This is a genomic window from Burkholderia cenocepacia, assembly GCF_014211915.1.
GTDB lineage: Bacteria > Pseudomonadota > Gammaproteobacteria > Burkholderiales > Burkholderiaceae > Burkholderia > Burkholderia orbicola.
Map to the genome: position 1 here is coordinate 1,997,158 of NZ_CP060039.1, position 14,928 is coordinate 2,012,085.

The window sequence follows — 14,928 nt, forward strand, 5'->3', positions numbered from 1 at the left end:
CGTACGTCAGTGCACGTCAATTAGACAGGTCCGAAATACGGGATTTGTGGTTCTCCTTCAACAGCTTGGCAATATTTGACAGTCGTTCGCAAGGGTTTCGGTAAGCTCGCGTTCAATAATCAAACGAACGGACGCGGGCCGCGTCAGTGAGAATGAACAAGAATACGCACCGCCTGGTGTTTTCCAGGCTTCGGGGTATGGTGGTGGCCGTTTCGGAGACGGCGACGGCCGAGGGGAAGTCGGCAACGGGTGAGGTGCGCGCGAGGCGGCGATCGTCGACGTCTGGCGCTGGCGTTGTGATGGCGGGCGTCGCGGCGCTCGGCATGTTACCCACCCTGTCCGATGCGCAGATCATCCCCACGCCCGGCACCAGCACGCAGGTGATCCAGACGCCGAACGGCTTGCCTCAGGTCAACGTGGCCAAGCCTTCGGGCGCCGGCGTATCGGTCAACACCTACAATCAGTTCGACGTACAAAAGGCTGGCGCGATCCTGAACAACTCGGCCACGATGGTTCAGACCCAGCAGGCGGGCTGGATCAACGGCAACCCGAACTACGGTGCCGGGCAGGCCGCGCGGATCATCGTCAACCAGGTCAACAGTCCGAACCCCTCTCAAATTCGCGGCGCTTTGGAGATAGCAGGCGCTCGCGCGGAACTCATCCTGGCGAATCCGTCCGGGATCTTCGTGGACGGCGGAACCTTCCTGAATACCAGCCGCGCAACCTTGACGACTGGCGTGCCGTACTACGGCGCCGATGGCTCGCTCGCCGGATACAACGTCAACCGCGGGCTCGTGACCGTCACGGGTGCTGGCTTGAATGCAACCGGTACCGATCAGGTAGACATTATCGCCCGCGCGGTACAGGTGAACGCGTCGGTCTACGCGAAGAATCTCAATGTAATTGCCGGTACGAATCAGGTTAATCACGACACGCTTGCCGCGACGCAGATTGCCGGCGACGGTCCTGCCCCGGCTGTCGCGATTGACGTGGCTCAGTTAGGTGGCATGTATGCCAATAGGGTGTTTCTGGTTGGCAACTCCGCAGGCGTGGGCGTCGCGAATGCCGGGACGATCGCGGCGCAGGCAGGCGATTTGACGCTGCAATCGGATGGCCGGCTCGTGCTCACGGGCAAGACCACGGCAAGCGGCAACCTCGCGCTGTCGGCCGCCAGCGGCATCCAGAATAGCGGCACCACGTACGCGCAGCAATCGCTGTCGGCCAGCACAAGCGCCGATCTTACGAACACCGGCACGCTCGCAGCGCAGCAAAATACAACGGTCAACGCTGGCAGCGTCAACTCGACCGGCACGCTCGGCGCCGGCGTGAACAACGACGGTTCCGTCACGCACAGCGGCGACCTGAACCTGAGTGCGTTGGGCCAACTGACCGCGACCGGCCAGAATGTGGCGGGCGGCAATGCGTCGCTGACGGGTGCTAGCGTGAATCTCGCCGGCAGCCAGACGGCGGCGAACGGCAATCTGTCGCTGAACGCGACGGCCGGCGATGTGAACCTGTCGAACGCGACGACGAGCGCGCAAGGCGCTATTCAAGCGAATGCATCGGGTACCGTGATCAACGATCACGGCAACCTGTCGAGCGGTGGGAGCACGACGCTGACCGGCGGCAATCTGTCGAACCAGGGCGGCAAGGTTTCGTCGCAGGGGCCGCTGTCGGTCAACGTGGCCGGCCAGATCGCCAACCAGTCCGGCGAACTGGTATCCGAAAGCACGGCTGACGTGCGTGGCGGCGCCATCGCGAACAACCAGGGCACCCTGCAAAGCGCGGCCGGCATGACGGTGGCCGGTGCGTCGCTGGATAATACGGCGGGCCGAATTACGTCGCTCAACGGTGATGGCCTGTCGGTGACGGCGAGCGGCCAGTTGACCAATGCGGCGGGCACCACTGCGAACGGCGCGCAAGGCGGCGTGATCGGCGGCAACGGCGATGTGTCGGTCCAAGGCGCAAACGTTGTCAATCGCGGCGCGATTACATCCAACACGAATCTGCGGGTATCGGGCCAGTCGGTCGACAACGGCAGCGGCACGCTGCAGGCTGCGCAAAAGGTGGCCGTCGACGCGGGCGCGCGCTTGGTCAACAACGGCGGCTCGATCGCCGGCCAGACGGCAACGATCAGTGGAACAACGCTCGACAACAGCGCGGGCACCTTGCAGGCGAGCCAAGTGTCGTTGAACACGACCGACCTCGTGAACCACGGCGGCACGATCACGCAGACCGGCGCCGGTGCGATGAGCGTGAACGTGTCTGGCACGCTCGACAACTCGAATGGCGGCACGCTGCAAACCAACAGTACCGATCTGATGCTCGCGCCTGCCGCGCTTGTCAACGATGGCGGCACGATCACGCATGCGGGCAACGGCACGCTGACGCTCGGCAACGGTTCAGGCTCGGTGTCGAACGTAGGCGGTTCGATCGCGAGCAACGGGCGCGTCGTCGCGCAAACCGGCGCGCTGAACAACACATCGGGCTCGATCAACGCGCAGAACGGACTGATGGCAACCGTCGCCGGCACGCTGAACAATGCGAGCGGCAAGCTGTTGTCGAACACGGATCTGAGCGTCACCAGCGGTACGCTCGCGAACGACGGTGGCCAGATCGGCGCGAGCGCGAACGCGACGATCCACACCGGCTCGATGACGAACCAGGGCGGTTCGATCGTCGCGCCGAACCTGTCGGTCACCGCCGATTCGACGCTCGACAACAGCGGCGGCAAGCTCGAGGCCAATCAGCTTGCGCTGGCGGCCGCGAACCTCGTGAACCACGGCGGTACGATCACGCAGTATGGATCGTCAGCGATGGGGATGAACGTCAGCGGCACACTTGACAACTCGGCCGCCGGCGTGATCCAGACCAACAGCACGGACCTGACGCTCACGCCGGCTGAGTTGAACAACGCAGGCGGCACCATTACGCATGCCGGCACCGGCACGCTGACGATCGCGCCGGGCAATGGATCGAGCGCGCTGAACAACGCGTCGGGCACCATCGTGACGAAGGGGCAAGCCATCGTCAACGCGGCGACCTGGAACAACGCGAGCGGTATCCTCGCCGCGCAGCGCGGCATCAACGCCACGATTGCGGGTGACGTGAACAACGCGCAGGGCCTGCTGCGATCGGACGCGTCGCTGTCGTTGAAGAACGGCGGCGCTCTATCAAACCGAGGTGGCCACATCCAGGCCGGGCAATCGGTTGCGGGCGACACCAGCACGCTCGACATTCAATCGGCCTCGATCGACAACGCGGACGGCGCCATTGTCGACCTCGGCGCGGGCAAGATGACGGTGCAAGGCGGCAGCCAGATCGCCAACAGTCACGCCGGCGGCGTAGCGGGCATGGGCGCGATTACCGGCAACGGCGATGTGACGGTCAGCGCCGCGTCGATCAGCAACACGCAAGGCGGTCAGATCAGCGGCGCATCGCTGCATGTTCAAGGCAACACCCTGGACAACAGCGGCGGCACGATCGGCAATGTCACGAATTCGAACGGCGACGTGAACGTTACGACGACCGGTGCGATCACCAACACGAACGGTCAGATCAGCTCGACGCACGACCTGTCGGTCACGGCGGCCACGCTGCAGGGTGGCGGCACCTACAGCGCAACGCACGACGCGAACGTGAATCTGCAGGGCGACTACACGGCGACGGCCGGCACCCAGTTCAACGTCGGTCACGATCTTGCCTTCACGCTGCCCGGCACTTTCACGAACAACGCGAACCTGCAATCAGTCAACAACCTGAGCGTCAACGCGGGCAACATCGTCAACGTGGGCGCCCTGACTGCTGGCGGCTTGCTGCACACGCAATCGACCAACCTGATTAATACCGGCGCGCTCGTGGGCGCCAGTGCCTCGCTCAACGCGACGAATACGATCTCGAACCTCGGGCCGACTGCGCTGATCGGTGCATCGGACAGCAACGGTACGCTGGAAATCCTCGCGCACGACATCGAAAACCGCGATGACGCGACCGCGACCGATTCGATGGCGACGACGGCGATCTTCGGCATGGGCAAGGTCGTGCTGGCAGGCGGCAAGGACGCCAGCGGCAACTACACGAATGCGGCGCTCGTCAACAACGTGTCCGCGCTGATTCAGTCCGGCGGCGACATGGAACTGCATGCGGACAAGATCACGAGCACGCGCCGCGTGATGAAGACCTCGACGAGTTCGATCGATCCATCGCTGCTCGGCCAGTTCGGTATTCCGATCAGCGGCCGTACTGGCCAGGTTGGCGTGAAGGATCCGGACAGCATCGGCGGCGTCTACACCGAGCCACCTCACGGCGGTCAGTGGAACAGCACGTATCAGTTCACGACCTATTATGCGGACAGCGCGACGGCGACGACGGTAACGGACATCAGCCCGGCCGCGCAGATCGTGTCGGGCGGCAAGATCGATGCGTCGTCGGTCGGCACGCTGCAAAACTATTGGAGCAACATCGCCGCGGTCGGCGACATCAAGATGCCGGCGCACTATGACGCCGACGGCTGGGCGGCGTCCGGGCAGAAACTGCCGGGCGTGACGGTTTCCTACTCGGGGCAGTATCACTACAACAACTACGACAATTCCGAACACGACTGGCAACTGCCATTCGGCAACGCGCCGTTCGTGACGGGTCGTCCGGGCGGTTACACGCAGGCGGCACCGGCGTCGATCAAGGATTACACGCTGCCGGGCTACTTCTCGACGATGAGTTCCAACGGCACGATCTCGGGGACGGGCGTCAGCGTTAGCAATACGGCGGGCAACGCATCGATTCCGTCGCTCGGCTTGCTGCCGGGACAGTCGGTGCCAGGCCTCACGCCCACCAACCTGAGCGGTAACGCGAGCGGCGCGAAATCGGGTGCATCGTCCGTGCACGGCGGTCCGCCGGCGCCGGTCAATCCGATCATCGCCAGTGCGACGGCGCTGAACGTGCTGAACAACCTCACGATTCCGCAGGGCGGGCTCTACCGGCCGACTACCGCCCCGAATGCGAACTACGTGATCGAGACGAATCCGGCGTTCACGAACCAGAAGAACTTCATTTCGAGCGACTACTTCTTCGGACAGCTCGGCGTTGATCTCACGCATATTCCGAAGCGGCTTGGTGACGGCTTCTATGAGCAGCAGCTCGTGCGCAACCAGGTGACGGCGCTGACCGGCAAGGCGGTGCTGGGGCCGTACGCGGATCTGCAAACGATGTACCAGTCGTTGATGACGGCAGGTGCGGATCTGTCGAAGTCGCTCGATTTGCCGATGGGCGCGAGCCTGTCGGCCGAGCAGGTGTCGAAGCTGACCGGCAACGTGATCATGATGGAAACACGGGTGGTCGACGGGCAGTCGGTGCTCGTTCCGGTCGTGTATCTCGCGCAGGCGAACCAGCAGAATGTCAACGGCCCGCTGATCAGCGCGACGAATATCGATTTCCAGAACGCACAGTCGTTCACGAACAGCGGCACGATCAAGGCGGACAACACGCTGGCGATCCAGGGCAAGCAGATCGACAACGCATTCGGCGCGCTGCAAAGCGGCGGGCTGATGTCGCTGAAGACCGAGAACAACATCGATCTGACGTCGGCGAACGTGAAGGCCGGCAGTTTGCAACTGGATGCCGGCAAGGACCTGATTCTCGATACGGCGACGAAGACGAACACGCGCGTGAGCCGCGACGGTGCGACGAGCGTCGTGACCACCCTCGGGCCGACTGCGAAGCTGGACGTCGCGGGCAATGCGTCGATCGTCACCGGCGGCAACTTCCAGCAGAACGCGGGTAACCTGTCGGTCGGCGGCAATCTCGGGATGAACGTCGGCGGCAACTGGGATCTCGGTGCGGTGCAGACGGGCGAGCACAAGATCGTGCAGCGGGCGAACGGCGTGTCGAATACCGACATCAACAAGGTGGTCGGGAGCTCCGTTAGCGTTGGCGGACAATCGAGCATCGGCGTCGGCGGCGATTTGGCCGCGCGCGGCGCGCAGATCGACCTCGGCCAGGGGGGACGATCGCGGCCAAGGGCAATGTGACGCTCGGCGCGGCGAGCACGACGTCGACGGTGAACAGCAACAGTTCGGGTAGCGATAGCCATGGCAGCTACGCGGAGACGTTGCACACGTCCGATCAGGCGCTGACCGGCACGACGCTCAAGGGTGGCGATACCGTCACATTGGCGTCGGGCAAGGATCTCACGATCAGCGGCAGCACGGTCAGCCTGGATAAAGGCAATGCGAACCTGATGGCGGCCGGCGATGTGAATATCGGCGCGGCAACCGAGACGCACGAGCTGAATTCGCACGAAACGCACAGCCACAGCAATGTCGTAAGCGGCGTGAAGGTCGCCAGCGGGATCGACCAGACGGCAACCTACAGCCAGGGCAGCACGGTGTCGGCCGACGGCGTCAACATCGTCAGCAGCCGCGACATCAACGTGGCGGGCAGCAACGTCGTTGGCACGAACGACGTGACGTTGCAGGCGACGCGCAACGTCAACATCACGACCTCGCAAGACACGACTCAATCGTCCAGCTATTTCGACAAGAAGGAATCGGGTCTTCTGACGAATGGTGGTTTGTCGGTGACGGTAGGTTCGCGCTCGGCCGCGCAGCAAGACCAAAGCAGCTCGGTGACGAATAAGGGGAGTGTGATCGGGTCATCGCAGGGCAATGTCACGATCCAGGCCGGAAAGGATGCCACGATTACCGGTAGCACGATTGTGGCAGGCCGGGATGTCGGAATCGCCGCTCAAAACGTGACGGTAAATGCCGCGTACGACACCTACAAGGACGCGCAGTCGCAGCAGTTCAGCCAGTCGGGTTTGAGTGTCGGATTGGGCGGCGGCCTGGTCGGACTCGGACAGTCGATGGCAGGCGCCGTCCGCCAAGGCCAGCAGTCGGGCGATTCGCGCCTCGCTGCAGTACAGGCCGTGGCGGCTGCCGAACAGGCTTACCAGAACCGCGGCGGGATCAAGGACGCGGCCAATGCCCTGTCGAACGGGAACGTGAGCGAAGCTGCCAAGGGCGTTCAGGTACAGCTCAGCATCGGGTCGAGCCATAGCAGCAGCAATGCGACGGCATCGATCTCGAGCGCGAAAGGTTCGTCAATCATCGGCAACGGCAACGTCTCCATCACGGCGACCGGCACGCCGGACGCAAACGGAAATGCTCAGGCGGGCACCGGAAACATTGCGATGACCGGAGCGTCAGTGCTCGGCAAGAACGTCGCGCTCGACGCCAACAACGCGATCACGCTGCAAAGTGCGCAGAGCACCGAACAGAGTACGAGCTCGAACAGTTCGACCGGCTGGAATGCAGGCGTGGCGATCGGTGTGGGCAAGAATACGGGGATCAGCGTCTTCGCGAATGGCTCGAACTCGCACGGACAGGGCAACGGCGACAGCGTCACGCAAACCAATACGACGGTGGCGGCTGGCAACACGCTGACGATGAAGTCGGGCGGTGACACGACGTTGTCGGGCGCCAAGGTTTCAGGCGACAAGGTCAAGGTCGATGTCGGCGGCGACCTGACGATGACGAGCCTTCAGGATACGTCGAATTACAGCAGCAACCAGCACAACACGGGCGTCAGCGGCAGCTTTACATTCGGCTATGGTGGCGGCGTTGACGCATCGATCGGCCACACCAGCATCGACGCGAATTATGCGTCGGTGAACCAGCAAACCGGCATCGTGGCTGGCAAGGAAGGGTTTGATGTCAACGTGGCGGGCCATACACAGCTCAACGGCGCACAGATCGCGAGCGCGGCGCCGGCAGACAGCAATACGCTGACGACCGGTAGCCTCGGATTTACCGACATCCAGAACAAGATGTCGTATTCGGGATCGTCGGAAGGTTTTTCGACGTCGGGCGGCCCAAGCTTTGCACAGACGGGTGATAGCGCGAGCGGCGTCACGCACGCCGCGGTGAGCCCGGCGAAGATCGTCGTGAAGTCGGATGAACAGAACGGCACGGACAGCACGGCCGGGCTGTCGCGCGACACCGCGAACGCGAACCAGACGGTGGAGAACACATTCAACCTGCAGAAGGTCCAGAACAATATGGCCTTTGCGCAGGCGTTCGGCAAGGTCGCGACGTTCGCGGTGGCGGAAGCGGCGACTCAGTTGGAAAACAGCAGCCCGCAGATGAAGGCATTGTTCGGCGAAGGCGGTGCGGGTCGCGACGCGCTGCACGCCGCAGTGGCGGCGATCGGGGCAGCGCTGTCGGGTGGCAACATCGGCGGAGCGGTCGCGGGTTCACTGGCCGGTGATGTACTGCAGTCCCTGGCGCAGCCGATCATCGATCAGACTGTGAGCCAGTTGCCGCTGAGCGCGCAAGCCGCCGCGCGGAATGCGTTGAACGAGATCGTGGCGACGGCGGGCGGTGCGGCGGCTGGCGCTGTCGCTGGTGGGGGGCATCCGGTGCGCTGGCCGGTGCAGGGTCGGCCGTCAACAACGAGCTTTACAATCGGCAGCTTCACGTAGAAGAGGTGAAGGTTGTCGAGCAGCTCGCGAAGGAAAAGGCGCAGGCGGTATGCCGCGGCGATTCAAGTTGCGTGGCGAAGGCAACGACTTACTGGACCGACATGCTCGAGCGCGCGGCGAAGGGAATGGTCGACGACACCGCCAACAAGGAAAACATGGCGTATCTCCAGACGCTGATCCAGACGGCGAACAATCCGACCAGCGAAGGCGCAATGGGAGGCCTCAGCTCTTACCTGGCGAACCTTCAGACAGCGCAAGACATGTTGTCGCAGTATATGGGCAAGCCGATTCTGGTACGCGGTTCGCCCATATTTTCTGCCGGTTCGCCGGAGACGTATTTCAGCGCGACGCCTGCGCAACGTTCGAACCCGTATCTGAATACCCTGGGTACACTGCCCGACTCTATCGTGCCGGGCGGAAGCCAGCGCGACCAGAGTCGAGTGGATTCCTTCGCCACGCAAAACGGCTCCGTGAAACCCGATTACACGATCGAGGAAACGGTCATCGGCGGTATCCTAACCAACAAGATCGCGTCGACGGTCGCCCGCGTGGGTGAGTCGATTGATGTTTGGTTGGCGGGGCCGGTGAATCCGACGGGCAAAGGGTTCATCAGCACTGGCAAGGTAACGATGGAGAGCATGCCGGTGAAATTGAATACCGCGGAACAAGGCGTGCTATCACAACTCGACCAGCTGCCGTCGAAGGATTTGCAGGGGCAGGCCCGTGAATATGTGGCGAACAACTACTTCGTGCGCAACGGCTTTACTCCACTGGATGGTAAGTGTGGCGTCAATTGCTTTGACGGCGTCTACATCAAGGGTGACACGGTATATATCAACGAAGTCAAGCCATTGAACGCGAACGGATCGGTCCAGCTTAATGGCCCATCCGGTAGCTTGCCAACGCAAATGACTGATGGATGGATTGATAGCGCAGTTGCCCGTCTTCGAAGTGGAGATGCAAATCAAAGGGCAACCGCCGACGTGATCCAGAAGGCAATTGATAGTGGCAAACTTGTAAAGGTCGTTACGGGTGTTAATTCTAATGGTGCAACACTTGTGAAGATAAAATAAGGTGTCGAAATGGATGAAGAGGCGATTAAGCGGAAATCTTTTGGATTTGATGCGGCCATGCGGCATATTCCGGAGATTTCAGGAAAGATCCGTAATCGGATCAAGCCTATTGATTTGAAGCGCTGTTATGATGGACTTTCGAGAGATCACTCCGTGGTCGGACTTTATGATTATTTTGTCAATGGCGATATGCCATCGCTCAAAAATAATTTATACGTTTCGTGTGTTCTCAAGTTGACTTCCCTCGCCATAAGCGAGGATCGCTTCGAGCTGCAAACACCAGATTACTTATTGTACTCGATGATGTCGGACTCCAATGCGATGGTCCAGGCGTTCTCGGTCGCCTCACCTCAGGGATTCGTGAGTGCAAGAGAAGATCCATTAAATAACCAGTTCTATGTTCACATGCTTCAGTTGGCTATGATGGGCGACGATGTTTCTCTAGCTGACAAGATTCGCCGAATGGCGAAGAACGGACGGAAGCCGCTGAGAACTGAATGCGAGCGTGGTGAGGATTTTTTCTCAACGTTGATTCGTGGCGATAAAGAAGGGCTTGAACAAATCATTCGCACTGACGCTTCACGCAAGTCGGAGCACGTGTATACAGAGGATTATTTTTCATTCTTGGCCGTACTGGAGGCGAAACTGTGCTGGCGCCGAGGTGTTTTTGTCGAAGTCGATCATCCGCTGGTGCCAATGGAGCTGATGCCGGTGAAGCCTCTCGATCACTACGATGACGTCTACGACTTTCTGAAACCCGGTTGGATGCCTCCTCCGCAAGGACTGATCGGCCGCGTTTCCCGGTGGTTTAAGACATGATCGATCGACGTCCCGTGACGCTGAGGTAATGATGAAGAAAGCTAAATGGTCGGCGGCTCTGGCGTTTGCTATGTCAGCGCTTCTCGCGGCATGCGAGACCGTGCCACCTGATGCTCCTCCGCGTCCTCCGCCGAAACCGGAAATGGAGCCCGTGTTGCCATCGTGGTCGAGCACAATCTGGGTCATGGGCTTCTGGAAATGGAGCGGTACCGAATGGGTTTGGATTCCGGGGCATTTAGCACCCAAGCCATAAAATCGAACGAACAAGACCACATTTATGACAATCCGTACCCGGTCGTGCTGCTGTCGGCCGCATGGCTGATTCCAATGGCCGTGTCGGCGCAAGAAGCTCCTCGCCCGATCATTTCGGGCAACGACCAGCAAATCCGACAGCAGGAAGAAGCGCGCGAGCGCGAACGGACCGTCACAGCGCCCGGGGTGCGTTCGAGCGTAACGGCGAGCGCAGGGTATCCAGCGCTACCATCCGAAACGCCGTGCTTTCGCATTGATCGTTTTGCGCTCGACGTGCCCGATGCGCTGCCTGCCTCGCTGAAGTCGCAAGGCGCGTCGGCGTTACCCATGGATCGTTTCGCCTTCGCGCGCGAATGGCTCGAGCACTACGCTGGCCAGTGCGTCGGCAAACAGGGGCTCGACCTGCTAGTCAAGGGCCTGTCGCAAGCCATCCTGGCGCGTGGGTACGTGACGACGCGCGTGCTGCTGCCCGAACAGGATATCTCCACCGGCACGCTGAAGCTCTCACTGATCCCCGGTGTCATCCGCCATGTGCGCTTCGCCGATGAAAAACTGCGCGGCACGTGGAAAACTGCCTTCCCGACACGTGACGGCGAACTGCTGAACTTGCGCGATCTCGAACAGGGCCTCGAGCAGATGAAGCGCGTGTCGAGCCAGGACGTGTCGATGGAGATCGTGCCGGCCGACGTGCCGGGCGAGAGCGACGTCGTGCTCGACGTGAAGCGCGGCAAGCCGTGGACGGTCGTCGCCTCGATTGACAACTCGGGTACGCGCGCGACCGGCCGCTTGCAGGGCAACTTGTCGCTCGGCATCGACAACCCACTCGGATTGAACGACCTCTTCAACATTGGCGTGAGCCAGGATCTCGAGTTCGGCGACAAGCGACTCGGTTCGCACGGCTGGAACGGCTTCTACTCGATCCCGTGGGGCTACTGGACGGCCACGCTGTCCGCTTACACGAATACGTACTACCAGCAGATTGCTGGCGTGAATCAGACCTTCGTCGCGAGCGGCAATTCGAAGACGGTCGATTTCAAGCTGGCCCGCGTGCTGTCGCGTAGTCAGAACGATGTGTTCGGCGCGTACGTTCGCCTGTCGCGCCGGTTTGGACAAAGCTTTATCGAAGACACCGAGATCTCGCAGCAGCGCCGCAACAACACGATGATCGAACTCGGCCTGACCGATCGTCACTACTTCGGCGGCGCGCAGTTCGACGGCTCACTTGCATATCGTCAAGGTGTCGGTGGGTTGGGCGCGCAGGATGATGTGTTAGCGGCGGGTGGCGGGCCGACCTATCGCTTCAAGATGGCGGTGCTCGACGCGAACTTGTCGGTACCGTTTGCCATCGGTAAGCAGCCATTCCGCTATGTCGGCACATTCCACGGCCAGTACACCGGTAACACGCTTTACTACATCGACGACTTGACGATTGGCAGTCGCTATACAGTGCGCGGTTTCGATGGCGAGACGATGCTCGCCGCAGCCCGTGGCTTTTACTGGCGCAACGAATTGCAGGCGCCGATCGGGCAGACGGGGCAGGCGCTCTATGCGGGGCTCGATTATGGCCGCGTATGGGGGCCGCAGCCGATCGCACTCGTCGGCACGCAACTGGCGGGTGCTGTGATCGGCGTGAAGGGGAGTGTCGGCACGCGATTCGGCTCCTATGCGTACGATCTCTTCGCGGGTACGCCTGTCTACAAGCCGTCGAGTTTTCCGACCGCGCGAGTGACGCTCGGTTTTCAGGTGACTGCCCAATTCTGAAGACAATGAGCCAAGGTACTTCTCCGACACGTACCTGTCGCAAGCCCGATGTTTGCATATGCTCGTCTGGTCGAGGCTGCCGCCAAACGGGGACGTACGCTTCTGACGCTCGAATGGCGCGGGGTGAAGCCCTACTATGAATTCCGCCGGGAATCGGGCCATGACTTCACTCGCGTAGGCGCGGTCGCGATGCGAGGCACGATAACCTGCTACGCAGCCTCAAGTGTGTTGCATCGACGGGTTGAATCCGCAACTGGATGTAGTCGCTCGATTCTTGGCTTCAAATGTCCGCTGCGTCCAATACGAGACGTTGACCTGTGGCGAGAACCGCAACTGAACTGATTCCGAGGCCTCGCCCCAGCTATCAGTTGCGTCATGCTTCGGTTAACGTTACAAAAATTACATGCAGAGGGGATGGTGCGAAATGCATATCGAATTCGTCGAGATCGCGAATTTCAGGAAGCTCTTGTCGGCTCGCGTGGATCTGTCGCTCAAGACAACGCTGTTCGTCGGCGCGAACAACAGCGGCAAGACGTCAGCTATGTTGGCCCTACGGCGCTTCCTAACGCCTCGCCGCTGTCCGTTTGACATCCACGACTTCACGTTGTGCCACTTGCCAGCGCTCGTGGACATTGGCGAAACGTGGCTTCAGGCGAACCTGGAGGGTGTCGCGACTGACCTCACCCTGGATCCCTGGGTGCAAGCGCTGCCGGCCTTGGATCTGTGGCTGCAGGTCAAGGAGGACGAGGTCCACCGGGTCCGAGATTTGGTCCCGCTCATGGACTGGACCGGCGGGCGGCTGGGAGTGCGACTGCGCTACGAGCCCAAAGACATGAAGGCGCTGTTTAAAGAGTTCATTACCGCGGTCACTGAAGCCAATGCCATGCGCGCAGCAGCTGCGGCTGCCGTAGCTGCCAAGGCTGCTGGCGCGGCGCCCCCACCCAAGTTGACGGTCTGGCCCGAAACCTTGGTCGACTTCCTCTCCAAGCGGTTAACCTCGATGTTCACGATCCGGGCCTATCCGCTGGATCCAGCGCTACTTGCCAACCCTGAAAAGCTTCGGGCCTTGCCGCAGTTGCTTCCGGCATCGGCATTGCCGATCGAGGGCGATCCTCTCAGTGGCCTGATTAAGGTGCATGACATCCCTGCGCAACGCGGCTTTGGCGAGAGAATGGGGGCGAAGACGAGGGTGAGCTTCAAACCTCGGCGGGTGGTACACGACTCTCTGAACAACTCAGAAGCTACTACGCCAAGCCTCTGGATCCAGCAAAGGGGCCGGATCCCATGGACCTAGCAGGCTGTTGAAAAGCGCCTCGTTTTGATGGCCGGGGCACTGTTTAAAAGGGTTTCGTATGCGATTGGCCGCTGAGTTGCTGACGAATCGTGCCGGATGCCCCGCTTGCGAGCGGGCCGGCCGGCGCGTTGCCGCCCAACAGCTACGGTTGGGCGGCTCATCGCGCTGCTCCCTGCGGCACCGCTGCCAGTATTCGAGCCATTCGAGTCAGGTTGCTCGCCAGCATCGTCAGCTTGAAGTGCTGGTTGACTCGCTTGATGCCGCGATACGCGGTCTGTCGGATCCTGCCGACGGTCTTGCCCCAGCCGAAGTGCTCTTCGATGCGCTTGCGAATCACCTGGCTGATGCCATAACCGGCGTGCCGCGAGGTGGGGCCATCGATCGCGCTACCGCCTTGATGCGCGTCGTTGCGCGCGACATGCAGCGTCACCTTGCGCCCACGACAGTCCCGCACAAAGTCGCGCACGTCGTAACCCTTGTCGGCGCCGAGCGTCTTGGCGTGACGGCCCGGCACGCAATCGAGCAAGCGCAACGCACTTGCGCGTTCGCCGAAACCGTCAGCGTGGCTGACCACCGCGCCGACCACCAAACCCGAGCGGTTCTCCATCAGGATGTGCCCCTGATAACAAAGGACGGCTCCGCTTTGCCGCCCCTTGCGGAACAGGCGCGCGTTCGGATCGGTGCTCGATTCATGCGTATCGTTGCTGCGCCGCTTGCCCTTCCAGTCGGTGTCGACATTGCGACCACCGCCGGCTGGTGGATCGTCCGAGCCGTCCTTGGGCCGGAAGCTCTTGTGGCTGGCCCACGCCTGGATCAACGTGCCATCGACCGAGAAGTGTTCTCTGGAGAGCAGCCCTTGCTTGTCGGCCAAGCTCATGACTTCGGTAAAGAACGCTTCGACCACTTCGTGCTCGAGCAGACGATCCCGGTTCTTGGAGAACACCGAGTGGTCCCAGACGGCGTCTTCGATCGCCAGTCCGACGAACCAGCGGAACAGCAGGTTGTAGCGCATCTGCTCCATCAGCATGCGCTCGCTGCGCACCGAGTACAGCACCTGCAGCAGCAATGCACGCAGCAGTTTCTCCGGCGCAATCGACGCACGGCCGCTATCCGCGTAGATCGTGCCAAACAGCCCATTGAGCCGCTTCAGCGCTTGATTGACCAGTAGCCGAAGCGGCCGCAACGGGTGATCGGCCGGCACGAAGTCTTCCAGCTTCACCGTCGTGAACAGCGGTTCTTGCATCTCGTCCATT

General features: G+C 61.4%; 5 protein-coding genes and 1 pseudogene. 5 read left to right on the forward strand and 1 reads right to left on the reverse strand.

All coding sequences use genetic code 11. From position 1 onward, the window contains the following. The first annotated feature begins 152 nt into the window (after positions 1-152). From bcpA to SY91_RS09545, 5 genes and pseudogenes are all read left to right on the forward strand, one after another. A pseudogene (gene bcpA / locus SY91_RS09525) lies at positions 153-9,549 on the forward strand (contact-dependent inhibition toxin BcpA). 9 nt (positions 9,550-9,558) lie between these two features. Further along, positions 9,559-10,368, forward strand: coding sequence for an immunity 49 family protein (locus tag SY91_RS09530; protein WP_038712731.1), 810 nt, complete (start codon positions 9,559-9,561; stop codon positions 10,366-10,368). Between the two features lie 70 nt (positions 10,369-10,438). Beyond that, the gene (gene bcpO / locus SY91_RS09535) at positions 10,439-10,621 is read left to right on the forward strand and encodes a CDI system lipoprotein BcpO (protein WP_226809489.1); all 183 of its coding nucleotides are present in this window, start codon (positions 10,439-10,441) and stop codon (positions 10,619-10,621) included. Positions 10,622-10,695: 74 nt separating this feature from the next. Next, positions 10,696-12,381 (forward strand): ShlB/FhaC/HecB family hemolysin secretion/activation protein, encoded by a 1,686-nt coding sequence (locus SY91_RS09540; RefSeq protein WP_185921151.1) that lies wholly within the window; start codon positions 10,696-10,698, stop codon positions 12,379-12,381. Between the two features lie 424 nt (positions 12,382-12,805). Next, positions 12,806-13,675, forward strand: coding sequence for an ATP-binding protein (locus SY91_RS09545; RefSeq protein WP_260632400.1), 870 nt, complete (start codon positions 12,806-12,808; stop codon positions 13,673-13,675). 157 nt (positions 13,676-13,832) lie between these two features. On the opposite strand, the gene SY91_RS09550 is transcribed toward SY91_RS09545, so the two are convergent. Further along, entirely contained in the window at positions 13,833-14,927 is a 1,095-nt protein-coding gene (locus SY91_RS09550) for an IS5 family transposase (protein WP_185920865.1), read from the reverse strand. Position 14,928: the final 1 nt, after the last annotated feature.

Excerpts from the sequence above, each read along its gene's own strand:
- SY91_RS09530 (WP_038712731.1), top strand. The coding sequence starts at position 9,559 with ATGGATGAAGAGGCGATTAAGCGGAAATCTTTTGGATTTGATGCGGCC.
- bcpO (WP_226809489.1), top strand. The coding sequence starts at position 10,439 with ATGTCAGCGCTTCTCGCGGCATGCGAGACCGTGCCACCTGATGCTCCT.
- SY91_RS09540 (WP_185921151.1), top strand. The coding sequence starts at position 10,696 with ATGGCCGTGTCGGCGCAAGAAGCTCCTCGCCCGATCATTTCGGGCAAC.
- SY91_RS09545 (WP_260632400.1), top strand. The coding sequence starts at position 12,806 with ATGCATATCGAATTCGTCGAGATCGCGAATTTCAGGAAGCTCTTGTCG.
- SY91_RS09550 (WP_185920865.1), bottom strand. The coding sequence starts at position 14,927 with ATGGACGAGATGCAAGAACCGCTGTTCACGACGGTGAAGCTGGAAGAC.